The 22,093-nt window shown below is 69.5% G+C and carries 20 protein-coding genes and 1 pseudogene; 9 read left to right on the top strand and 12 right to left on the bottom strand.

Annotated features, from left to right (window positions below):
- Positions 1-20 precede the first annotated feature (20 nt).
- The 4 genes from BN10_RS04720 to rdgB are packed head-to-tail and all read left to right on the top strand — an operon-like array spanning position 21 to position 3,127.
- Positions 21-1,193, top strand: coding sequence for a 5-(carboxyamino)imidazole ribonucleotide synthase (locus BN10_RS04720; protein ID WP_010850026.1), 1,173 nt, complete (start codon positions 21-23; stop codon positions 1,191-1,193).
- A complete protein-coding gene (purE, locus tag BN10_RS04715; RefSeq protein ID WP_010850025.1) occupies positions 1,190-1,711 on the top strand; it encodes a 5-(carboxyamino)imidazole ribonucleotide mutase in 522 nt (173 codons plus the stop codon). Before BN10_RS04720 ends, purE begins: the two co-directional genes overlap by 4 nt.
- Before the next feature lie 10 nt (positions 1,712-1,721).
- Positions 1,722-2,483 (top strand): ribonuclease PH, encoded by a 762-nt coding sequence (gene rph / locus BN10_RS04710; RefSeq protein ID WP_010850024.1) that lies wholly within the window; start codon positions 1,722-1,724, stop codon positions 2,481-2,483.
- Positions 2,480-3,127 carry an RdgB/HAM1 family non-canonical purine NTP pyrophosphatase gene (gene rdgB, locus BN10_RS04705; protein WP_010850023.1) on the top strand — a complete coding sequence of 216 codons (648 nt, stop codon included), beginning with the start codon at positions 2,480-2,482 and terminating at the stop codon, positions 3,125-3,127. The genes rph and rdgB overlap by 4 nt, the downstream gene beginning before the upstream one ends.
- A 27-nt stretch (positions 3,128-3,154) precedes the next feature.
- On the opposite strand, the gene BN10_RS04700 is transcribed toward rdgB, so the two are convergent.
- Together BN10_RS04700 and BN10_RS04695 are read right to left on the bottom strand one after the other, a co-directional pair.
- The gene (locus tag BN10_RS04700; protein ID WP_010850022.1) at positions 3,155-3,616 is read right to left on the bottom strand and encodes a CoA-binding protein; all 462 of its coding nucleotides are present in this window, start codon (positions 3,614-3,616) and stop codon (positions 3,155-3,157) included.
- A gap of 17 nt (positions 3,617-3,633) precedes the next feature.
- On the bottom strand, positions 3,634-4,806 hold the full coding sequence (locus BN10_RS04695) for a nucleotide sugar dehydrogenase (protein WP_010850021.1): 1,173 nt from the start codon (positions 4,804-4,806) through the stop codon (positions 3,634-3,636).
- Between the two features lie 93 nt (positions 4,807-4,899).
- On the opposite strand from BN10_RS04695, the gene BN10_RS04690 reads away from it, so the two are divergent.
- Both BN10_RS04690 and BN10_RS04685 read left to right on the top strand, forming a co-directional pair.
- The gene (locus BN10_RS04690) at positions 4,900-6,114 is read left to right on the top strand and encodes an LLM class F420-dependent oxidoreductase (RefSeq protein ID WP_010850020.1); all 1,215 of its coding nucleotides are present in this window, start codon (positions 4,900-4,902) and stop codon (positions 6,112-6,114) included.
- A gap of 10 nt (positions 6,115-6,124) precedes the next feature.
- A complete protein-coding gene (locus tag BN10_RS04685; protein WP_010850019.1) occupies positions 6,125-7,291 on the top strand; it encodes an acyl-CoA dehydrogenase family protein in 1,167 nt (388 codons plus the stop codon).
- A 78-nt stretch (positions 7,292-7,369) separates the two neighbouring features.
- Here BN10_RS04685 and BN10_RS04680 read toward each other — a convergent pair whose 3' ends face one another.
- From BN10_RS04680 to BN10_RS04660, 5 genes are all read right to left on the bottom strand, one after another.
- Positions 7,370-8,455, bottom strand: a complete 1,086-nt coding sequence (locus tag BN10_RS04680) for an LCP family protein (RefSeq protein WP_233354260.1) — start codon at positions 8,453-8,455, stop codon at positions 7,370-7,372.
- Between the two features lie 242 nt (positions 8,456-8,697).
- The gene (locus BN10_RS04675) at positions 8,698-9,609 is read right to left on the bottom strand and encodes a glycosyltransferase family 2 protein (RefSeq protein WP_010850017.1); all 912 of its coding nucleotides are present in this window, start codon (positions 9,607-9,609) and stop codon (positions 8,698-8,700) included.
- The gene (locus BN10_RS04670) at positions 9,606-10,796 is read right to left on the bottom strand and encodes a glycosyltransferase family 4 protein (protein ID WP_010850016.1); all 1,191 of its coding nucleotides are present in this window, start codon (positions 10,794-10,796) and stop codon (positions 9,606-9,608) included. The genes BN10_RS04675 and BN10_RS04670 overlap by 4 nt, the downstream gene beginning before the upstream one ends.
- A 7-nt stretch (positions 10,797-10,803) precedes the next feature.
- The gene (locus BN10_RS04665) at positions 10,804-12,198 is read right to left on the bottom strand and encodes a glycosyltransferase family 4 protein (RefSeq protein ID WP_040752537.1); all 1,395 of its coding nucleotides are present in this window, start codon (positions 12,196-12,198) and stop codon (positions 10,804-10,806) included.
- A gap of 73 nt (positions 12,199-12,271) precedes the next feature.
- Complete coding sequence (locus BN10_RS04660; protein ID WP_010850014.1) at positions 12,272-13,372, bottom strand: glycosyltransferase family 4 protein; 1,101 nt, start codon at positions 13,370-13,372, stop codon at positions 12,272-12,274.
- Positions 13,373-13,441: 69 nt separating this feature from the next.
- On the opposite strand from BN10_RS04660, the gene BN10_RS04655 reads away from it, so the two are divergent.
- Both BN10_RS04655 and BN10_RS04650 read left to right on the top strand, forming a co-directional pair.
- Positions 13,442-14,317 (top strand): ABC transporter permease, encoded by an 876-nt coding sequence (locus BN10_RS04655; RefSeq protein ID WP_010850013.1) that lies wholly within the window; start codon positions 13,442-13,444, stop codon positions 14,315-14,317.
- Positions 14,314-15,561 carry an ABC transporter ATP-binding protein gene (locus tag BN10_RS04650; RefSeq protein WP_010850012.1) on the top strand — a complete coding sequence of 416 codons (1,248 nt, stop codon included), beginning with the start codon at positions 14,314-14,316 and terminating at the stop codon, positions 15,559-15,561. Before BN10_RS04655 ends, BN10_RS04650 begins: the two co-directional genes overlap by 4 nt.
- On the opposite strand, the gene BN10_RS04645 is transcribed toward BN10_RS04650, so the two are convergent.
- The 5 genes and pseudogenes from BN10_RS04645 to BN10_RS17705 form a co-directional block, all read right to left on the bottom strand.
- Positions 15,562-16,671 carry a glycosyltransferase family 4 protein gene (locus BN10_RS04645; RefSeq protein ID WP_040750931.1) on the bottom strand — a complete coding sequence of 370 codons (1,110 nt, stop codon included), beginning with the start codon at positions 16,669-16,671 and terminating at the stop codon, positions 15,562-15,564.
- A gap of 2 nt (positions 16,672-16,673) precedes the next feature.
- Positions 16,674-17,690, bottom strand: coding sequence for a glycosyltransferase family 2 protein (locus BN10_RS04640; protein ID WP_010850010.1), 1,017 nt, complete (start codon positions 17,688-17,690; stop codon positions 16,674-16,676).
- Between the two features lie 16 nt (positions 17,691-17,706).
- Positions 17,707-18,360, bottom strand: coding sequence for a CoA transferase subunit B (locus BN10_RS04635; RefSeq protein ID WP_010850009.1), 654 nt, complete (start codon positions 18,358-18,360; stop codon positions 17,707-17,709).
- A gap of 3 nt (positions 18,361-18,363) precedes the next feature.
- Positions 18,364-19,147, bottom strand: a pseudogene (locus BN10_RS04630) (CoA transferase subunit A).
- Between the two features lie 9 nt (positions 19,148-19,156).
- A complete protein-coding gene (locus tag BN10_RS17705) occupies positions 19,157-19,882 on the bottom strand; it encodes a TIGR03089 family protein (RefSeq protein WP_156917137.1) in 726 nt (241 codons plus the stop codon).
- 40 nt (positions 19,883-19,922) lie between these two features.
- Between BN10_RS17705 and BN10_RS04620 the strand changes: the two genes are divergently transcribed.
- The gene (locus tag BN10_RS04620) at positions 19,923-22,085 is read left to right on the top strand and encodes a hypothetical protein (protein ID WP_010850007.1); all 2,163 of its coding nucleotides are present in this window, start codon (positions 19,923-19,925) and stop codon (positions 22,083-22,085) included.
- Positions 22,086-22,093 lie beyond the last annotated feature (8 nt).

The raw sequence follows: 22,093 nt of genomic DNA, 5'->3' as shown, positions 1-22,093 counted from the left end.
CGGGCACTACGCTCGGTTCCGTGTCGAAGCCCGTTCGCAGCCCCGGCGGATTCCCTGTCGTCGGCATCATCGGCGGTGGGCAACTGGCCCGTATGTGCGCGGGCCCGGCCGCTGAACTGGGACTGACCCTCAGCGTCCTCGCGGAGGCTGCGGACGCCTCCGCGGCCCTGGTGATCCCCTCGGCGCCGGTGGGCCAGCACACCGACCTGGAGGCCGTCCTCGCCCTCGCCGAGCACTGCGATGTCGTGACCTTCGACCACGAACACGTCCCCGCCGACATCCTGGCCGCCTTGGTGGCAACAGGTGTCCCCGTCCATCCCCGCCCCGAGGCGCTGGTCTTTGCGCAGGACAAGATCGCGATGCGCGAGCGGCTGACCGCACTCGACGTGCCGTGCCCGGCGTGGGCCGTGGCACGCACTCCGGCCGAGGTGGAGGCCTTCGGTGCCGAGGTCGGCTGGCCGATCATCGCCAAGACGCCGCGCGGGGGTTATGACGGCAAGGGCGTGCTCGTCGCGGGGAGTGCCGGGGACCTCACGCAGTGGCTGGCCCACGAGGGGACGGCCGAGACCGGGCTGCTGCTCGAGGAGCGCGTGCCCTTCGTGCGCGAACTCGCGGCCCTCGTGGCCCGCAGCCCCTCCGGCCAGGCTGCGGCGTGGCCGATCGTGGAGACCGTGCAGACCGACGGGATCTGCACCGAGGTGCTGGCGCCGGCGCCCGCCCTCACCGGCGGCGAGGCTGCCGCGGCGACACACATCGCACTCCGGATCGCTGGTGCCCTCGACGTGACCGGGGTGCTTGCCGTCGAGCTCTTCGAGTTGGCCGATGGCCGCGTCGTCGTCAATGAGTTGGCCATGCGTCCGCACAACTCCGGGCACTGGTCGATGGACGGCGCGGTCACGGGTCAGTTCGAGCAACACCTGCGGGCCGTGCTCGACCTGCCGCTGGGGGATCCGTCGCCGCACGAGCGCTGGACCGTCATGGCCAATGTGCTCGGGGGTGAGGATGAGGAGCTCTACTCGAGTTATCGGCACGTCATGGCCCGTGACCCGGGCGCCAAGGTGCACCTCTATGGCAAGGGCGTCCGGCCCGGTCGCAAGATCGGCCACGTCAATGTCAGCGGCGACGACCTCGCGAGCCTGCGCGAACGCGCGGGCCATGCTGCGGCATACATCCAAGGGAAGGTCAGGGAATGACTCAGGCGAGTGGCCCCGTCGTCGGCATCGTGATGGGCAGCGACAGTGACTGGCCGGTCATGGAGGCCGCGTCGATCGCCCTGACCGAGTTCGGGATCGACCACGAGGTCGATGTCGTCTCGGCGCACCGGATGCCGGAAGAGATGATCGCCTACGGGCGTGGGGCCGCAAATCGTGGGTTGCAGGTCCTCATCGCGGGGGCCGGCGGTGCGGCCCACCTGCCCGGCATGCTCGCGTCGGTGACATCGCTGCCGGTCATCGGTGTGCCCGTGCCGCTCACGTACCTGGACGGCATGGACTCCCTGCTGTCGATCGTGCAGATGCCGGCCGGGGTGCCGGTGGCAACTGTCTCGATCGGGGGGGCGCGCAACGCCGGCCTGCTCGCAGCCCGCATCCTGGGCAGCGGCGCCGACGGGGAGGCGGCCCGGATCCGCGTGGCGATGGACGCCTTCCGCGGTGACCTGGGCGATCAGGCCCGGGCCAAGGGTGCGGCCCTGCGGGAACGACGCGCCAACTAGCCTTGGGCGCATGACCGACGCCCCACGCCACGACGGCCGCGCCCCCGACCAACTCCGCGACATCCGGATCACCCGCAACTGGCTCGACCACGCCGAGGGCAGCGTCCTCGTCGAGTTCGGTCGCACCCGCGTGCTGTGCGCTGCCTCCTTCACCGAGGGTGTGCCGCGCTGGCTCAAGGGCAAGGGCACGGGCTGGGTCACCTCGGAGTACGAGATGCTGCCGCGCTCGACGAACACCCGCTCCGACCGGGAGTCGCGCAAGGGGCGCGTCGGTGGACGCACCCATGAGATCTCCCGACTCATCGGTCGCTCCTTGCGCGCCATCATCGACACGAAAGCGTTGGGGGAGAACACCATTGTCATCGACTGCGATGTGCTCCAGGCAGACGGTGGGACCCGGACCGCCTCCATCACCGGTGCCTATGTGGCCCTCGTCGACGCCCTCGAGGATGCACGGGCCAAGGGCCTGATCGGCAAGGACGCCAGTCCGCTCGTCGACTCCGTTGCCGCGGTCTCTGTCGGCGTCGTGGGCGGTGTCCCAGTCGCCGACCTCGACTACCCGGAGGACTCGACGGCCGACACGGACATGAACGTCGTCATGACCGGCTCGGGGGAGTTCATCGAGGTCCAGGGGACCGCTGAAGGCGCCGGCGCAGCCTTCGACCGCGGTGTCCTGGACAGTCTGTTGGGGCTCGCGACGGCCGCCTGCGCCCAACTGTCCGCGCTCCAGCAGGAGGCCCTGACCGCACCGGCCCGCGAGCGCGTCCGGTGACGCGCCGCGTCGTGCTCGCGACCCGCAACGAGCACAAGGTCCACGAACTCGAGCAGATCCTCGGTGACCTCGTCAGCGAGCTCGACCTCGAGATCGTGCCGGTGACGGCATACCCCGACGTCGCCGATGTGCCCGAGACCGAGGTGACCTTCGAGGGGAACTCACTGCTCAAGGCGCGCGCCGTCGCGGCCGCGACCGGCATGCCGGCCATCGCCGACGATTCCGGCCTCGCTGTCGAGGTGCTCGGTGGATGCCCCGGCGTCTTCTCGGCGCGCTGGTCCGGGACGCGCGCCGGTGCCGACGCGGCCCGCGCCGACAAGGATCGGGCGAACCTCACGCTCCTGCTCGAGCAGGTCGCCGACGTGCCCGACGAGCACCGTGGGGCTGCCTTCGTGTGCGCCGCCGTCGTGGCGCTCCCCGATGGCCGGTATGCCGCGGCCGAGGGTCGCGTCTCCGGCCACCTCGAGCGAATCGCGCGTGGTCAGAACGGTTTTGGCTACGACCCGATCTTCGTTCCCGCTGAGCAGGAGTCCGGACCGGTCCGCACCCTGGCGGAGTACACCGACGTGGAGAAGAATGCGATCTCGCATCGGGGCCGCGCCTTCCGTGCCCTGGCCCCGTCCTTGAAGGACCTCCTGACCTGAGCCGCCGACACCGTCCCGGTCAGGGGATCAGCGGACCTGTCCTTCGCCGATCATCCGACGCCGCTCGATCTTTGGGCACGTGTCCATGACGACCTCGAGGCCTGCTTCGGCAGCCCGGGCGGCGGCCGCCTCGTCGACGACACCTTTCTGCAGCCACACGGCATCGATGAGCAGGCGGTCCTTGTGGGCGATCACGTCGTCGACGACGGCCCCGACATGCTCACTGCTGACGAAGCAGTCGACGACCTTGATGTCCTGGTCCGGCACGTCAGCGAGCGTCGCGTAGCCCGTCTCCCCGAAAACACTCTCGGCCTTGGGGTGCACGGGGATGACCGTGCGGCCCTGCTCGTGGGTGAGCCAACGCGCGATCGAGTGAGCAGGCCGATCGGAGTTGGTCGAGAGACCGACCATGATCCAGACGCCGGGGTCCATGAGGAGTTCGCGGATGATGACGGGGTCGTTCTGGTGACCCACGGGTGTGACACTCATGACCCCATCATGTCCGGTCAGTCATGACCGAAGATATCCCGCGTGTAGACCTTTTCGGCGACGTCGGTGAGTTCCGGTGACATGCGGTTGGCGACGATGAGGTCGCACGAGTCCTTGAGTTCCTGCAGATCGCGCACGACACGGGAGCCGAAGTAGCTGTCGGCGCGCAGTTCGGGCTCGTGGACCAGCACCTCGATGCCCTTGGCCTTCAGGCGCTTCATGATCCCCTGGACACTGCTGCTACGGAAGTTGTCCGAGCCGGCCTTCATGACCAGGCGGTGGATGCCGACAGTGCGTGGTTTGCGCGCGACGATGTCGGCGGCGACGAAGTCCTTGCGGGTGGTGTTGGCCTCGACGATCGCCGAGATGAGGGTCTGGGGCACGTCCGCGTAGTTGGCCAGGAGTTGCTTGGTGTCCTTGGGAAGGCAGTAGCCGCCGTAGCCGAAGGACGGGTTGTTGTAGTGCAGACCGATGCGAGGGTCCAGACCCACCCCCTCGATGATCTGCCGGGTGTCGAGGAGGTGCGTCGCGGCATACGTGTCGAGTTCGTTGAAGAAGGCGACGCGCATGGCCAGGTAGGTGTTGGCGAACAGCTTGATCGCCTCGGCTTCGGTGCTGCCGGTCAGCAGGATCGGCACATCGTGGTCCAGGGCAGCGCTCGCGAGCAGGTCGGCGAACGCGCGCCCCTCGGGCCCTTCGTCCCCGACGACGATCCGGGACGGGTGGAGATTGTCGTGGAGGGCGCGCCCTTCACGCAGGAACTCGGGGGAGAAGATCACCCGATCGGTGCCCAGTTGCGCCCGGAGTCGCCGCGTGAAGCCGACCGGAATGGTGGACTTGATGACGGCCGTCGCCGTGGGGGCCATCGTGATGACATCGCCGACGACCTGCTCGACCGAGGTGGTGTTGAAATAGTTCGTCGCCGGGTCGTAGTCGGTCGGGGTGGCGACGACGACGAAGTCCGCACCCTCGTAGGCAGTGGCCCGGTCACTGGTCAGTCTCATGTCGAGCGGGCCGGCGGCAAGCCGGGCCTCGATGTCGGGATCGTCGATGGGGCTCTGGCCGCGCCCGAGGAATTCGAGCCGACTCTCGTCGATGTCGTAGGCGGTGACGTCCGCGACCTCGCTGAGCAGGACAGCCAGGGACAGGCCGACGTAGGACGTGCCGACGACCGTGACGTGCGGAGGCATGGCTGCACTGTAGTTGTCGGAGGTGACCGTGACCGGGCGGTTCGCGTGGGAAGCAACCCACCCGGCCGGCCGTGGAGGCGGCAGGATGGGGGAATGCGATTCGGACTCTTCATTCCCCAGGGCTGGCGCCACGATCTGGTCGGCATCGAGCCTGCCCAACAGTGGGGCGTCATGGCGGGGCTTGCTCGTCGGGCCGACGAGAACGATCAGTGGGCCTCGTTGTGGGTCTATGACCACTTCCACACGCTCCTGCATCCCACGCAGGAGGCGACCCATGAGGCGTGGTCGCTCATGGCGGCCTATGCCGGCATCACCTCCCGGATCCGACTCGGCCAGATGTGCACGTGCATGGCGTATCGGCCTCCGGCCTATCTGGCCAAAGTGGCCACGACCGTCGACATCGTGTCCGGGGGACGGGTCGAGATGGGCATCGGCGCCGGGTGGTACGAGCACGAATGGCGGGCCTACGGCTACGGGTTCCCGCCGCCGAAGGAGCGACTCGGCCGACTGCGCGAGGGCGTGGAGATCATGCGCCAGATGTGGACGACCGGCTCCGGAACGCTCGACGGGACCCACTACCAGGTCGCTGGGGCGCTGAACTTCCCGCTGCCCTTGCAGGGCAGCAGCATCGAGGGCAGCCCGGCGAACGGCATTCCCCTGTGGATCGCCGGTGGGGGCGAGAAGGTCACCCTCCGCATAGCCGCACGGTATGCCGACTACACGAACTTCGCCGGTGGGTCGTTGCCGGACTTCGTGCACAAGGACGAGCTCCTCAGGGGTCACTGCGCCGCCGTCGGGCGGGACGACGCCGAGATCACGCGTTCGACCAACCTCGATGTCGTCATCGGCCACAGCCAAGGCGAGATCGACGATCGGCTCGCCGGCATCCGCGACCGCGCCTCGAGCGAGGCGGTGTGCCGCAGGACAAGGTCGAGGCGCGGATGCGTCACTACGCAACGTCGCCGGGCTGCGGCACGCCCGAGCAACTCCTCGAGCGTCTCACCGCCCTCGGCACGGCAGGGCTGGGCTACGCCATCGCCAACTTCGCCGAGGCGGCCTATGACACCTCGGGCGTCGAGGCCTTCGAGCGAGAGGTCATCCCGGAACTCGCGTGACGTCCGGACAGATGTCGCAGCGGGACACACGTATGGATGTGGTCTGGTGCGAGTTGAGTTCGGCGGGAGAACAGATGTCGCAGCGGGACACACGTATACGTGTGTCCCGCTGCGAGATCTGTTCCGGGAAATTGGCGTCGAGCGGGCGTGGCGCTCCCCACGGCCGGTGAGCACGCGGCATACGCGCAGGTAACCTTGGCGGCGTGAGCGGCGCGAACGACTTCGACCTGTTTCGGACCAGCGAGTTCCACGAGGAACTACGCGCGGCGGTGCAGGAGGTGGTCAAGGACAAGATCGCCCCGTATGCCGCGGCGGTCGACGAGGAGGCCCGCTACCCCCAGGAGGCGCACGACGCCTTGGTGGCCAGCGACTTCTTCGCTCCACACGTGCCGGAGGAGTACGACGGGGTGGGCGCCGATGCGCTCGCCACCTGCATCGTCATCGAGGAGGTCGCCCGCGCCGACGCCAGCGCCTCCCTCATCCCGGCCGTCAACAAGCTCGGTTCGATGCCGGTGATCCTGGGCGGATCCGAAGCGATCAAGGCGACGTACCTCCCGCCGCTGGCACGTGGAGAAGCCGGATTCTCCTACGGGCTGTCCGAACGTGAGGCCGGCTCGGACACCGCGGGCATGAAGTGTCGGGCGAAGGCGGACGGTGACCACTTCGTCCTCAACGGCCAGAAGTCGTGGATCACCAATGCCGGTGTCTCGCAGTACTACACGGTCCTGGCCGTCACCGATCCCGACGGCCCGCGCGGCAACAATGTGACCGCCTTCGTGGTCGAGAAGTCCGACGAGGGCTTCACCTTCGGCGAGAAGGAGCGCAAACTCGGGATCAAGGGCAGTCCCACGCGCGAGCTGCACTTCGACAATTGCCGCATCCCCGCCGATCGCATGGTGGGCGACCCCGGTGAGGGGCTCAAGATCGCCCTGCGGACCCTCGACCACACGCGCGTGACGATCGGCGCGCAGGCCGTCGGCATCGCCCAGGGTGCCCTCGACCATGCCTTGGCCTACGTCAAGGAACGCAAGCAGTTCGGCAAGCACATCGCCGACTTCCAGGGCATCCAGTTCATGCTCGCCGACATGGCGATGGAGCTCGAGGCTGCGCGCCAGATGGTCTACGTCGCGGCGGCCAAGTCCGAGCGCAACGATGCTGACCTGTCCTTCTTCGGCGCGGCCGCCAAGTGTTACGCCTCTGATGTGGCGATGAGGGTGACCACTGATGCCGTGCAATTGCTCGGTGGCGCGGGCTACACCCGTGACTTCCCGCTCGAGCGGATGATGCGCGACGCCAAGATCACCCAGATCTACGAGGGCACGAACCAGATCCAGCGGATCGTGATGGCGCGCCAGTTGCTCAAAGGCTGAGGCCGACGCCGGCCTTGGGTGCCGGTTCTGCCGTGTCTGAGCACCGGAGAGCCGGCCCACAACTTCGGTGCGGGTTCTTCAGCCGGAGGGGACCCCGTCCGTGCCCGCCGGCGGAGCGGTCAACGGATCGTCACGTTGGAGTGCCTCGAACAGCGCGAGTGCGCGCTCCTTGTCCCACTGCACGGCGACCCCGGCGTTCTTGGTCTGCAGAGCGGTCGTCTTCAGTGGCACGACGAGCGAGTTGCCGTCCCCTGAACTGACCGAGCGCATCGTCGACAGCATCGTGACGGTCTCGCTCAGTGAGGTGTCCTCTCCCAGACGCACTCCGGCGGCGCCGGCATGCGTGACCTTCCAGTACGTCACCGGGTTGAGGACGGTCGACGGAGTCGCGATCGCCTTGACGACCGCTGAGAGGAACTGTCGCTGACGCTCCGCCCGGCCGATGTCGCCGCGCGGGTCGGAGTGCCTGGCCCGCACATAGCCCAGGGCGGTCGGCCCACTCAGCACCTGACAGCCGGGTTGGAGGTTGATCCCGGCCATCGGGTCGTCCATCGGTTGCGCCACACAGATGTTCACGCCGCCGAGTGCGTCGACGACCCCCGCGAAGCCGCCGAAGCCGATCTCGAGATAGCCATCGAGCCGAAGGCCGGTCGCCTGCTCCACTGTGGCCGCCATCAACTGCGGCCCACCGATCGCGAAGGCGGCGTTGATCTTCTGGGTGCCATGACCCGGAATGGGCACGTAGGAGTCGCGCGGGATCGAGACCAAGGACGAGGGGCCGCTGTCACTGTGGTGCAACACCATGACGGTGTCGGTCCGATTGCCCTCGACCTGTTCGGTGGCCATCTCGTCGAGCTGCTCGGCGGTGAGCCCTTCGCGTGAGTCCGAGCCCAGAAGCAGGTAGTTCGAGCCCTTGCCCGGCGCCGGCCGATCGCCGGCCGGTGCAGCGTTGACGCGTGTCACCTCGGAGTAGGCGTGCAGGGGCACGCCCAGGAGGTAGGCCAGCACGACGACGAGGGCGAGCACGGCCCAACGCAGCGGTCTGCGACGACGCGGTGGGCGCGGGGGCGTCGGCTGCTCGGCCGTCAGCGGCCGGGACGCCTGGGGCGGTCGTGGCGGGGGCATCGTCGTGGCCGGGCGTCCCTGGTCGTCGAGGCGACGCATGGTGGGCTCCGTCGGCGCAGGGATCCGTTGCTGTGGTCGGCGCCGCTCCCCAGGGGTATGCCGCGGGGCCGGGGTCCGTCCTGCCGGCTCCGCCTCACGGCGGGCCGGGCGCGGTGGCGTCGTGCGACCGCGGCCACGCGTGTCGACGATGAAGACGTCGTCGTCCTCGGCACCCCCGGAGCCGGAGGTGCCCGGGCGACCCTGGGGTATGGGCCGTGCGCGCGATCCGTCGTCGGCCATGGTCAGGCCCCTCCATCGATTTGAGTCGGCCGGATGCGCCGCGTCGGCACCGCGGTGTGAGCCACGGTCGCCACCACCCGCGACAGGCCGTAGCGAACGGTGAGCCCAGCCCCGATCGCCCAGCGCAGGGGAGCCCGCGCGGGCCCGGCATACCGACCGGAGAGATAGCGGTAGGCACTGCGGTGGTGGGTGCGTGCCATGAGGTCGGCCGACGCCGGGTCCTTCGTGGTCGAATGGCCACCGACGTGGAGCACTTTGGCCTGCGGGACGTAGACGCTGGTCCACCCCTGGCGGCCGAGGCGGTCGCACAGGTCGACATCCTCGAAGTACATGAAGAAACCCTCGTCGAACCCCCCGACGGCTTCGAAGGCCGCTCGGTGGACCACCATGAAGGATCCGGACAGCCAGCCGACCACACCCTCGCGGGGCTCACCTCGGTCGTTGCGATAGGCGGTGCTCCACGGATTGCTCGGCCAGACCCAGCCCAAGGTGGCGTGGCCGACTCCGCGGCGCAGTGATGGCAGAAGGCGCGCCGAGGGGTAGAGCTCACCCTCGGGTGTGAGGATCCCCGGTCCGAGGACGCCCGCCGTGGGCCATCGTTCGGCCGCCTCCAGGAGGGTGTCGAGGCAGTCCGGGGTGAGGCGGACGTCGGGATTGGCGATGACCAGCCACTCCTCGGCCGCACCGGCCGCCCCTCTGTTCGCTGCAGAGCCGTAGCCGAGATTGGCGCCATTGCGCAGGACGGTGACGCCCGGCCGTCCTTCGGCGATGGCGAGGCTGCCGTCACGAGAACCGTTGTCGGACACCGTGACCGCGATCTCACGCTGCGATGATTCGGCGATCGAGTCGAGAAATGGCCCCAGGAAGCGCTCAGAGTTGTAGGTCACGACGACGACCCGCACGTCCGCTGTCATGGCATAGCCTCCTGGGTGCTCGCCAACCCTTCGATGAGCGAGACGTGCTCGTCGACCGTGTGCTGCCACGAGAACCCCTGGGCGCGAGCCAGGCCGGCCGCCGCGAGCCGAGATCGTTCGGCCGGGTCACCCAACAGGTCGCGCAGCGCGTCGGCAAGATCGTCGGGTGTCGGCGACGCGGCATACCGGACCGCGTCGCCGCCCACCTCAGGGAGCGAGAGCAGCGACGTGGTGAGCACCGGTGTGCCACAGGCCATTCCCTCCAGCACCGGCAATCCGAAGCCCTCACCGAGGGAGGGGTAGGCGACGACCTCGGCGCCGCCGAGGAGACCGGCGGCGAGGTGCTCGGGCACGAAGCCGGGCCGGCGGACGGTCAGGTTTTGCGGAACCGCGGCAATGGCTGGATCGACCTCGTCGTCCCATCCGCGACCACCGGCGAGGACGAGTGCCGGTGGATCGGCGACTTCGCGGCACACCTGGGTCCAGGCTCGGATCAACGCGGGGACATTCTTGCGGGGTTCGATGGTGCCGAGGAAGGCGACATACGGGACACCGGCTGCCAGACCGGCCCACTCGCGCGCGGCCTCGATCTCCGCGCCCGTCGGCGGGTGGAAACGCTCCAGATCGACCCCGTGCGGAATGACCGAGAACGTGTTCGCCGGTGCCCCGGTCACCCGACGCACCTCGTCGACCGTGGCCTGGCTCGGTGCGATCAGGGCGTCCGCCAGGCGCACCGAGGCCCGGGTCCACGCCGGGAAGAACTTCGCCTTCACCCCGTGGTGCAGGTGGGGGTGACTGAAGAAGGTGGCGTCGTGCAGGGTGACGACCTGCGCGACCCGACGACCGTCACGACGGAGGAGTCGGCCGGCGAGCGGCATCGTGTAGTGCGGGCTGAACATGACGTCGACGTCACGTTGAGCGATGAGCCGAGGAAGCCCGACCTGCTCCCACGCCAGGCGCACCGGCTGTCGGCCCAGAGCTGCGGGCCCCGTGACGACCCGCCCGGGACCCAGCTGCGCGGCATACCGGGCCGAGTCGTAGGGCTGGGCCACGACGGTGAGCTCGACACGCTCGATGGGCCAGTGCCCGACGAGCTCATCGACATAGCGCGAGACCCCACCGCGGGACGTGCCCGGGGGCAGCGCCGTGGCGTCGAGGAGGACGTGGGTGGTCGCGGAACCAGTCATGGGCCGGTCAGCGGCCGCTCACGGTCTCGCGAGCGATGCGGCGCACCCGCCCGGTCATGCGTCGCACCAACTCGCCCGGGCCACCCTGGTCGAGGTAGGTGCGGAACAGGGCAAGGTCGGCGCGCGGCCCGAACTTGGGCCGGTGCACGAACCCAGCGGGTGTGTGCGGCCTGGGTGTGTCCGGGTGCAGGTCCGGAGCCCGACGTGGATCGGCCATGAACGCCATCAGCGGGGCTAGGGACTGGCGCCACGTGAAGCGCTTGGCCACCTCCTTGACGCGCTCGGACGCCGCAGCGCGGGCCGGCTCGTCGGTCAACAGGTCGATGAGTGCGGTGGCCAGGCCCAGGACGTCCTCCGGTGCGGCCGTGGCTCCCAGCCCCTCGGTCTCCACGAGCGTGGCGAAGGCGTCACCTTGGGTGCACACGATCGGCAGCCCCGCCCAGAGGTAGTCCAGGATCCTGGTGCGGAAGCTGAACTCCGTCTCGATGTGGTCGAAGTGGCAGCTGACACCGATGTCGGCGTCGAGCAGGAGATCGGCCCGGTCCTGATAGGGCACCCAGGTCTCGTTGAAGAAGACATGCCGACCGGTGAGGCCGAGTTGCTCGGCGAGTTCCCGGCTGTGGTTGGCCATGGCCATGGCGGGGACATCCGGATTGGGGTGCTTCATGCCCATGAAGACCAGCCGCGCCTCGGGCACCTTCTCGGCGACCACCGCCATGGCGCGGATCAGGGTCAAGGGGTCGAACCAGTTGTAGACCCCGCCACCCCACAGGATCACCTTGTCGTCCTGGCCTATGCCGTCGATGACTCCACGCAGGCCGTGCTGCTTCTGGACGGGCGGCTCCTCCGGCAGCCCGAAGGGCGCCACGTCGATGAGTCGGCGGAGAGAGGCGTCCTCGTCGTAGCTCGTGGGGTTGATCCGACCCTGACCGGCGAGTTGGCCGAGCCAGAAGTCGCGCTGCTTCTCCGAGGCGCAGACGAAGTAGTCGCCGCGTCGGATCTGGTGGTTGAGGGCTTCGACCGTCATGTGGGAGACCTCCCACCGCTCGGCCATCGGCCGGTCGCTCTCCTGCTCGAGGGTCTCCAGATGGAAGGGGTCATAGATGTCGGGGATGATCACCGCGTCGCTGTTGGCTGCCCAGTGGTAGATCGACAGGAAGACGCCTTGGAAGATGATGACGTCGGATCCCTCGACGAGTTGGCGCGCGTTCTGGTGATTGAGATGGACCGTCGTGATGCCCTCGATGACGAGGTCGCATCGCCCCATCGTCGCGAGGATGACGTCATTGTCGGGCTTGAGCAGGGTGGCCATCTCCAGGGCGCGGATGGCAGGGCCAGCCATTTTGGTGCCCAAGGGTTCCCCGGTGACGATCAGGACATGGCGTCTGGTCGGGCTGGTCACTGACCCAGTGTAGGTGGACAGGCGCGCGCGACCGGCCACGTCAGGCGCTCTCGGGCACCCCGCGATGGTCGGGTCAGGCGCGACCGAGCGCCGTTCGGTATGCCGCGAGGGTCCGCTGCGCGGCCCGCTCCCAGGTGAGTTCGCCGGCATGTTCCCGGGCACCCGCGACCATCGCCGTCATCCCGGCCGAGCCCGAGGTGGCGCTCACCAGAGCCTGCGCCAGCGAATCCGGGTCACCGATGGCGGAGATGGTGGCCCACCCGCCAGCGGTCTCGAGCAGGGACGGATCGTCGCTGATGACGACCGGAACGCCATGGGCCATCGCTTCGATGACGGGAATTCCGAAACCTTCGGCGCGGCTGGGCAACGCGAGGGCTGCTGCGCCCGCGTAGACAGCGGCGAGGTCCTCGTCGGACACCGCCCCGAGCAGGTGGACGCGGGACCCGATACCGGCCTGGTTCGAGGCGGTGAGGACGTCGACGTCGCCCCAGCCGATCGGCCCGACGACGACCAGGTCGAGGTGGCTCAGCTCGGCGTGGCCCATGGCCGTCACCAGCACGTCGAGACCTTTGCGCGGCTCCCGGGTGCCGACGAAGAGGACATAAGGAGCCCGGCCGATACCGAGTCCGACGCGTCGCGCCGGTGCGTCCGGAGGGACCGGCATCGGGGTCACGCCCAGCGGGATGGCTTGCACCTGGCAGGGGGGGTCGAGCAGTTCGGCCAGTTGGTGCGCGACCCGCTGGGTCGGCGTGATGATCAGGTCGGCCCGCGCCATGGCGCGCTCGGCCATCCGCCGATGGAAGCTCACGCCCCGAGGGGTCAGGGTGTCGGGGTGCGTCCACGGCACGGCGTCGTGCACCGTGACCACCAGCGCCGCTTTGCGGACCGGTGGCACGAGCAGGGTGGGGGCGTGGACCACATCTGCTCCCGGGCCAAGGGTCGGGGGCAGACCGCGCTCCCAGAGCCGGGCCAGGACCGGCCCACCAACTCCGATGGTGCGCACCCGGGGAACGACGTCGGTCACCCGGGCACAGGGCCGGCCGACGACCGCACGCAGGTGGAGATCCTCACCGGACGCGCTGGTGGCCAGGTGGGCGAGCAACTGCGCGGCATACCGGCCGGTGCCGCCGGGAACCCGCGAACACACCTGCTCTGCCAGGAAGTCAACGCGCACGGGCTCAGCTCCTCACGCCTGTATCCTGTCGGGCACAGTACAGGCACGCGCGGTTGCGGAAGGACATGCATGGGGGTCACGCGCCCGTCGGGCACCCAATCCCGGCTGCGAACCGAACTCATCGGTCAACTCATCCGCAAGGATCTCAAGGTCAAGTACCAGGGATCGACGCTGGGTTTCCTGTGGTCGCTCGCGAATCCGTTGTTGATCCTCGTGGTCTACACCTTCGTCTTCGCCGTGGTGTTCAAGTCCGCCGTCCCCTACTTCGGCCTCTTCCTGATGTCGGGGATGCTGATCTGGAACTTCTTCACGATGGGCGTGTCGGGGGCGACGACATCGATCCTGGCCAATGCGGGTCTGGTCAAGAAGGTGCCCTTCGCCCACGAGTCCCTCCCGCTGGCCTCGATCGGCTTCGCCGGAGTGCAGGTGGCGCTGCAGTACATCGTGCTGGTGGTCGCCCTCTTCGTCGTCGGGATGCCCCCGCTGCGCCCTGAGCTGCTCCTCATCATCCCGGCACTCATCGTCGTCCTGGCCGCGACGATCGGGCTCGGGCTGTTCACGGCCGCGTCGACCGTTCGCCTGCGGGACACCCAGCATCTGGTCGAGGTGGCGCTCTTCGCGTGGATGTGGATGACGCCGATCATCTACCCGGCCACCTTGGTGCACACCCAGGTGAACAACCACGTCATCGAATGGCTCTACTACCTGAACCCGATGGCCGGCCCGGTGATCGCCATGCAGCGTGCGCTCTACGGGGTCGTTCGCTACCCGGACAACCAGGCCGCGCGCGACAGTGGGCAGGTCGGTCAGCTCCTGTTGCCGAGTGCGGACAACCTCTACTACGTGCAGGCGCTCGGGATGAGCGCCATCACGGCCGCGATCTTCCTGGCGGCCGGGATCTGGCTCTTCCGGCGCCGGTCAGCGGACTTCGCGGAGGAACTGTGACGACGACGCAGGGGTCGGGTGCCGTGAGCCCGACGGCACCCATGGAGGGCGAGATCCTCATCGATGCCCGCGGGGTCAGCAAGAGGTTCGCGAGTTACCACCGGCGGGCGACCAGCCTCAAGGAGCGGATGGTTCGCCGAGAGCAGTCCGAGGGCGATGTCTTCTGGGCCCTTCGTGACGTCGATCTGCAGGTACGCCGCGGCGAGACCGTCGGCCTGACCGGCCCCAACGGTTCGGGCAAGTCGACCCTGCTCAAGGTCCTCTCCGGGATCCTGCGACCCAACGACGGCACCGTCGAGGTGCGGGGCCGGGTCGCCTCCCTGCTCGAACTGGGCGCCGGCTTCGACGGCGAACTCACGGGGCGCGAGAACGTCTATCTCAACTCTGCTCTCCTCGGTGTCCCGCGGGAGGAGACCGACCGCCTCTTCGAGGCGATCGTGGACTTCAGCGAGCTCGGCCCCTTCATCGACTACCCGGTGAAGCACTACTCGTCGGGCATGTACGTCCGGCTCGGCTTCGCGGTCGCCGTCCACGTCGACCCGGACATCCTCATCGTCGACGAGGTGCTGGCCGTCGGTGACGCCGCCTTCCAGCGCAAGTGCCTGGCCCGGATCGAGGACTTCCAGCGACAGGGCAAGACGATCCTCTTCGTCTCCCATGCGGCCGGTCAGATCGAGTCGCTGTGCACCCGGGCCGTTCTCCTCGATCACGGTCGGGTCCTCTTCGACGGGCCGCCGCGTCAGACGATCAAGCGGCTCAACAAGCTCCTGGGGGTCGACGGAGTCGCCACCATCGACGGCGAGTTGGCCCGGATCATCGACTTCGCCGTCGTCGATCCGAGCACGGGTGCGCCCCTGGAGGAGTTCGTCGTCGGCGCCCGCGCCACCGTCTCGTGCCAGGTCGAGGTGTTGAGACAGCCATCCGCCAAGGCCAAGTTCTCGCTCCACGTCAACGCGCCCGGCCAGCCCGATGCCGTGGCCCATGTGACGCCCCGATTCCACACCGTGCCGGCCGCGGAGTTGCCGGTCGGGACGCACGCACTCTCGTGGCAGATCGAGGAGTGGCCGGACATGCCCGGGGACTTCTCGTTGGGGCTGGGCATCTTCGTCGACGACACCCTCATGGCCGCCGCGCGCATCGATGGCCTTCGGATCAGCGGGGGCAGCGTCCGGTGCATCCCGGGTGAGGTCAGGCTCGATGACGGGGAGGCCGTCCGCGAGACGGCCCCGGAGAACCTCACCTGATCAGCGGGTCCGCCGCACTGCCAGGTCGTATGCCGTGTGCGTCGCCTCGGCGCACGCCCGCCAGGTGAAGCGGGCCGCCCAGTCCCGGCGCGTGGTCGCCGTGCCGACCGGAGCAGCCGTGACATCGGCGATGCCTGCCGCGATGGCCTCGACGTCCAGCGGCGGGACGAAGAGGGCCTGGTCCCCGAGGACCTCGCGGAGGACCGGGATGTCGGCAGCGAGCACAGGTGTGCCGCAGGCCAGCGCCTCCAGAGGTGGCAGACCGAAGCCCTCGTCCAGGGAGGGGAAGAGCAGCGCCCGGGCCGAGGCGACGACGCCGCGCAGGTCCGCCCAGGGCAGATGGCCCGGGGTGACGACCTGGCCGTCCGGGACGCCGGTGAGGTCGAGGGCATCGCCCCAGCCCTGGCCGCCGACGATGACGAGTTGGGGCAGGTCGGGGTCGTCGCGCAGGGCCGCGGCGTAGGCAGCGAGGAGACGGGGGAGGTTCTTGCGGGGCTCGAGCGTGCCCACGACGACGAGGAAGTCCTCGGCGATTCCCCACTGCCGCAGGGCATCTGGCGTCTTCGGGGCGGTGGCCCCCCACACCGGGTCCACGCCCTCGTGGGTGACGACCACGGACGCCGGGTCCACGGCATACGCGTCGAGGACCTGGTCGGCGACGGCCCGGCTGGGGACGACGACGGCACCGACGCGCGCCAGTCCCTTGGGGACGAGTTCGCGGTAGGCCAAGGTCGCGGCCGACACGGTCTCCGGGAAGCGCAGGTAGGCGAGGTCATGGATGGTGACGACCCCGGCCGCCCGGCCGACGGGCGGCATGAGGAAGTTGGTCGCATGGAAGACGTCGAGGCGGCCGGCGAGGTCCTCGATCCGCGGCCGTTCGGTGAGTTGCCAGGCCTGGCGCAGGAGGCGGGCCGGCACGGGGCGACTGGCCACGGTCACGCCGGGAGGCACGGCCTCTGCCAACTCGCGACGCCCGTTCCACGTGAAGGCGGTCGCGGCGAACTCGTCGTGCGGGTAGCGGTCCACGAGGGCCTCGAGCAGGTGGCGGGTGTAGGTGCCGATGCCGCTGCGCCGGCCGAGCAGGGGAGTGCAGTCCAGACCGATCCGCATGCTCACCGCACCTCGCCCGCATCGTGATCTCGCCCGCTCCAGTGCCGGACCGTCGGCGCGCGTCGGTCACCGTGGGCGGCGCGGGATCGCCGCCGCAGGGTGTCAGGGAGGAGGCGGGCCACTTCGCCGAGCACCCGCAGGCGCAGGGCGGGGTCGAAGACGTGGTCCGGCGGCACCACCTGGCCGGTGGCCTTCTTCGCGGCGAGCGATGCGGTCGTGAGCAGGAAGCGGGCGGTGCGGCTCGCGGCATACGCGAGGGGAGCGTGGCGAGCAAGGAGCAGGAGGCGGTTGCGCTCGGTGTGGCGGGCGAACATGACGGAGGCGGGATCCGAGCTGGCGGCGTGACGGTGGTGGACGACGGCGGTGGGGACATAGACGATCCGCCAGCCGGCCAGCCGCAGCCGCCAGGAGAGGTCGGTGTCCTCGTAGTACATGAAGAGCGAGGCGTCGAAGCCGCCGACGGCCTTGACGGCGAGCGTGCGCAGGACGGCCGCGCCACCGGAGAAGCCGAAGACCTCGACCGGCTCGGCAAAGCGATCGTCGTCGACCTCACCGAGGCCCCGGTCGGCGCCATATCCGGAGTCGAGGAGGACGACACCGGCATTGTTGACGCGCGCGGTGGGTGACCCGTCGTCGAGGAGGAGTTTGCTCGTCGCGGCCGCCACGTTCGGCTGGGCGTCGAGGACCGCGACGGACGCGGCGAGCCAGTCGGGATCGGCGCGGGCGTCATTGTTGAGAAGCGCGGTGTAGCGGGTGTCGACGCGATCGATCGCAGCCGCCATGCCGCCCGCGAAGCCGGTGTTGGTCGGCAGTCGCAGGACCTCCACCTCGGGGTGTCCGATCGCCACCGCCTCGGCCGTGCCATCGGTCGAGGCATTGTCGACGAGCAGCACGCGGTGCGGGATCGTCTGTGCTGCAAGCGAATCAAGAGCGGCAAGGGTGAGCTCGCGTTGCTCCCACGTGACGACGACGACCGTGACGTCCGGCGTCACGGTCGGGTCGGGGCGGGTGGAGCTCACCCGCTCAGGGTAGTTGTCAGTGGGTGGGCGCCGGCTGCAGGTCGACGGTGAAGTCGGGCCCGGTGGCCTCTTTGACCTGCTCCTCGGTGACACCGGGAGCGAGTTCGCGCAGGACCAGGCCGTCGTCGGTGATGTCCATGACGGCCAGGTCGGTGATGATGCGCTCGACGACGCGCTGGCCGGTCAGGGGCAGCGTGCACTCCTGCACGATCTTGTGTGAGCCGTCCTTGGCGACGTGCTCCATGAGGACGATGACCTTCTTGGCGCCGTGCACCAGGTCCATCGCGCCGCCCATGCCCTTGATCATCTTGCCCGGGATCGTCCAGTTGGCGATGTCGCCGACGACCGAGACCTGCATGGCACCCAGGATCGCGGCGTCGACCTTGCCGCCGCGGATCATCCCGAAGCTCGTCGAGGAGTCGAAGAAGGAAGCGCCCTTGCGCAGGGTGACCGTCTCCTTGCCGGCGTTGATCAGGTCGGGGTCGACATCCTCCTCGAAGGGATAGGCGCCGACGCCGAGGATGCCGTTCTCGGACTGCAGGACGATCTCGACGTCGTCGGGGACATAGTTGGGGACCAGCGTCGGCAGGCCGATCCCGAGGTTGACGTAGGACCCGTCCGACAACTCCTTGGCGGCGCGGGCCGCCATCTCCTCACGTGACAGTGCCATGGCTCAGGCCCCTTCCCTCGCGCGGACGGTGCGTCGCTCGATCCGCTTGTCCCGGGCCTGTTCGGGCGTGAGGGGGACCACACGCTGCACATAGATGCCCGGCAGGTGGATCGAGTCCGGGTCGAGTTCGCCCGGCTCGACGAGTTCCTCGACCTCGGCGATGGTGACCTTTCCCGACATCGCGCACAGCGGGTTGAAGTTGCGGCTGGACTTGTTGAAGACCAGGTTGCCGTGACGATCGCCCTTCCACGCCCGCACCAGGCCGAAGTCGGCGCGGATCGCCTCCTCGAGCACGTAGTCACGCGCGACCCCGTCGACCTCGAAGGTCTGGACCTGCTTCTTCGGTGAGGCGACGGCAACCGAGCCGTCCGCGGCATACCGCCCGCCACGGCAGTCCGCCGTCGGCGATCTGCGTACCCGAACCGGTGATCGTGAAGAAGGCCGGAATGCCGGCGCCGCCGGCGCGCAGTCGCTCGGCCAAGGTGCCCTGGGGGGTCAGCTCGACCTCGAGCTCACCCGAGAGGTACTGCCTGGCGAACTCCTTGTTCTCCCCGACGTAGGACGAGATCATCCGACGAATCCTTTTGTCCGCCAACAGGATTCCCAACCCCCAGTCGTCGACGCCGCAGTTGTTGGAGGCGACCTCGAGGTCGATCACCCCCTTGTCGTGCAGGGCCTGGATGAGCACCGACGGGATGCCGCAGAGACCGAACCCGCCGACGGCCAGGGTGGCGCCGTCGGGGATGTCGGACACGGCATCGGCTGCCGAGGAGACGACCTTGTCCATGAGGCGACCCTATCGGGTGGGCCAGGCGGCGGTGACGTGCTCTGCCGCCATGCGCCGGGTGAGGGTGTGGTCGTCGGGCACACCTCGGGTCAGGACGACCGAGCCGCCGGCGGCCCAGGTGTCGAGAGCGGTGCGCAGGAAGGTCTCGGGGTCGGGGTCGAGCAGGTGGGTGCGGTCGGCGCCCGCCGGGCCCACCAGGTCTCGGTATGCCGCGGTGCCGAGTCCCGTGACGAGCGCGGCCCCGCCGGGATCGGGTTCGTCCCAGGCGGTGAAGACGTCCGGGAAGGTGGCCAGTTCCCTGGCCTCGTCGAGCACCCCGACCGGTGGTGGCGTCGGGGCGGAGCGGGCCAGCCCGGCCAGGGTGACGAGGACGGCGGGATCGGCGGTGGCGGCCAGCACGGGGTCGTCGGTGACGGTCAGGGCGAGGTCATCGGGATCGGCTGTCTCCTCGGGAGTGCCGAGCAGGACGGTCGCGCCCACCGACCAGCACGCCAGGGCCCAGTAGGCCGTGCGCCAATGGGCCGGCAGCGCGAGCCGCACGCTCGTGCCGCCGCTCACGTCGAACTCGTCCTGGAGCAGGTTGGCGGCCTTGGCGACCCAGTTCGCCAGGACCTTGGCGCTCAGTTCGATGCGCTCGCCGTGGGTCGGGCCGCCGGTGTCGTCGTAGCAGGTGATCCGGGGTGCGCCCGGATCGAGGCGCAGGAGCGTGGGCAGGACGTCGGCTGGGAGGGGCACCTGCCCACCGTAGGCGAGCACGCGGCATACCGTTGGGCGGGTGGAGACGACAGCGAGCGCGCCCGCGCGCCTGGAGCGCCTCGTCGTCACCGCGGGCCTGTGGCTGGTCGCGCACTGTGCGCTGTCCGTCGTCCTGGCAGCCGCCGGGTGGTGGAGGGTCTGGCTCGTCGTCCCCGCCACCCTGCTGTTCGCGGTCGGCTCCTGGCTCCTTGTCGGCGTTGTTCCGGATTGCCGCGGTTGTTCCCGGCGGGGGCCAACCGCGGCAATCCGGAACAACGCCGCCACCGGGGTGCTGGTCGCGATCTGCGTGGCCTTCGCCGTCTGGGCAGGAACCACGCACGCCGAGCAGGTCCTCCCGCGGCGCGACTCGGCGAGCAATCTCCAGGCGGCGATCTCGCTCGCCACGACCGGCTCGCGGGTCGTGCCGGTCGACGCCGACATCCTCGGGGGCTCCCGAGTCCTGGAGTTGCCCGGAATCACCCTGGCGAGTCCGGCCTTCTACGCGGTCGGTGGGGTGGACCACCCGGCGATCCAGCCGCAGTTCGTCATCGGTCCGGCCGCGACCTATGGGCTGGGGATCTGGGTCGGCGGTCCGCGGACAGCGTTCTGGCTGCCGGGAATCGCGGGAGCATTCGGGCTGTTGGCGATTGGCCTGCTGGCTGCCCGATTCCTCGGTGCCTGGTGGGGAGCCATGGCGGCGGGGGTCACCGCAGTGGCCTTCCCGATCCTGCACCTCTCGCGTTCGACCTATTCCGAGCCACTGTCGATGCTCACCCTGGGTGGCGGCTTCCTCGCCCTGAGCCTTGCCGCCAGCGCCGATGACGCCCGTGCGCGTCGCCACGCACTCCTCGCCGGACTGCTCGTCGGCGGCACCACCTTGGTGCGCATCGACGGCCTGCGCGAGGCGATCCTCCTGCTGATCGTCGTGGGGCTGGCGGCGGCCCAGCGACGGGTGTGGGCGCGACCCCTGCTCGTCGGCGTCGGTGTGTCGACAGGGGTCGGCCTGCTGGCCGGCCTACGACTGTCGCCTCGCTACCTCGGCGACATTGCCGGGAGCCTGCTGCCGCTGCTCGCCATCGGAGTCGCCGTCGCACTGGTCATGCTCGGCGGGTTGTGGTGGCAGCGTCGTGGCGCCCGCCTGCCCCCGTGGTATGCCGCGCGCCTCCCACGCGCCGTCGGCGGCCTGACCGCCCTGGTCCTCATCGGGCTGGCCTCCAGACCGCTCTGGATGACGGCCCGTCAGGACCCGAACGACCCGGGGGCGCGCTATGTCGCCGGCATGCAGACCCGGCAGGGACTGCCGGTCGACGGGGCCCGCACCTATGCCGAGCAGAGTGTCGATTGGCTGAACTGGTGGCTCGGTCCGATCTCCTTGGTGCTCGCCGCCCTGGCCCTGGTCTGGCTCGTGCATCATGCGACCACGCGATGGGTTGCCGCGCAGGACCTGCCGCCCTGGTCGTGGCCCCTGCTGGTGGCCCTCGGATCGACCCTGATGACGCTCTGGCGGCCGGGGATCACACCGGACCATCCGTGGGCCGAGCGTCGCCTCGTCATCGCCATCCCGCTGGTCCTGCTCCTCGCCCTCGCGTCGATCCGCCACCTCGCCGCTGGATCCGTGCCCATACTGTCGCCAACGCCCCCAGCCCCCACGTCGAGTGAGGAGAACACGCCGTCTCAGCCCCACGGCATACCGCATGTTCTCCTCACTCGACTGGGGGGTCGGGGGGTCGGGCGGGCGGTCGCTGCCCTTGCGGCGGTCGGAATGGTCGTGCCGACCACCCTCGCGACGTGGCCGCTCGCAAGTGCGCGAGTCGAGGCGGGTTCATTGACGGCCGTGGAGCAGGTGTGCGCGGCACTTCAGCCCCGCGATGTCGTGCTCATGGTCGACGCGCGGGCGGCGAACGAGTGGGTGCAGGTCGTGAGGGGCCAGTGTGGGAATGCGTCCCTGGCGACCAGTCCTGCTCTGCGCCGAGACCAGGCGGCACTGGTGGCGGCCGCCCAGCAGGTGCGGGGAAGCGTTGCGGCAGCGGGCGGAAGGCTCGTCTACCTGTCGGCGGACGATGACCAGAGCAGCGCTGTCTCGGGACTGGGGGAGTGGATGACGATCGTCGACCAGACGGTCCAGGAGAGCGAACATGCTCTCGAGCGCCGACCCAGCCACCTCGATCCGCTGGCCCTCGTGGTCCGCCTCGCCAGGCCCTGATCCCACGC

The organism is Phycicoccus elongatus Lp2 (assembly GCF_000367525.1).
Lineage (GTDB): Bacteria > Actinomycetota > Actinomycetes > Actinomycetales > Dermatophilaceae > Phycicoccus_A > Phycicoccus_A elongatus.
The sequence above is the reverse complement of the archived record's forward strand: the minus strand, read 5'-3'. Positions and strand labels throughout refer to the sequence as shown.

Coding starts and splice junctions, on each gene's coding strand:
- BN10_RS04675 (WP_010850017.1), bottom strand. CDS start 9,609: ATGACAGCGGACGTGCGGGTCGTCGTCGTGACCTACAACTCTGAGCGC.
- BN10_RS04645 (WP_040750931.1), bottom strand. CDS start 16,671: ATGCGGATCGGTCTGGACTGCACTCCCCTGCTCGGCCGGCGCAGCGGC.
- BN10_RS04670 (WP_010850016.1), bottom strand. CDS start 10,796: ATGACTGGTTCCGCGACCACCCACGTCCTCCTCGACGCCACGGCGCTG.
- BN10_RS04635 (WP_010850009.1), bottom strand. CDS start 18,360: ATGGCACTGTCACGTGAGGAGATGGCGGCCCGCGCCGCCAAGGAGTTG.
- BN10_RS04700 (WP_010850022.1), bottom strand. CDS start 3,616: ATGAGTGTCACACCCGTGGGTCACCAGAACGACCCCGTCATCATCCGC.
- BN10_RS04695 (WP_010850021.1), bottom strand. CDS start 4,806: ATGCCTCCGCACGTCACGGTCGTCGGCACGTCCTACGTCGGCCTGTCC.
- BN10_RS04655 (WP_010850013.1), top strand. CDS start 13,442: ATGGGGGTCACGCGCCCGTCGGGCACCCAATCCCGGCTGCGAACCGAA.
- BN10_RS04680 (WP_233354260.1), bottom strand. CDS start 8,455: ATGCGTCGCCTCGACGACCAGGGACGCCCGGCCACGACGATGCCCCCG.
- purE (WP_010850025.1), top strand. CDS start 1,190: ATGACTCAGGCGAGTGGCCCCGTCGTCGGCATCGTGATGGGCAGCGAC.
- BN10_RS04690 (WP_010850020.1), top strand. CDS start 4,900: ATGCGATTCGGACTCTTCATTCCCCAGGGCTGGCGCCACGATCTGGTC.
- rph (WP_010850024.1), top strand. CDS start 1,722: ATGACCGACGCCCCACGCCACGACGGCCGCGCCCCCGACCAACTCCGC.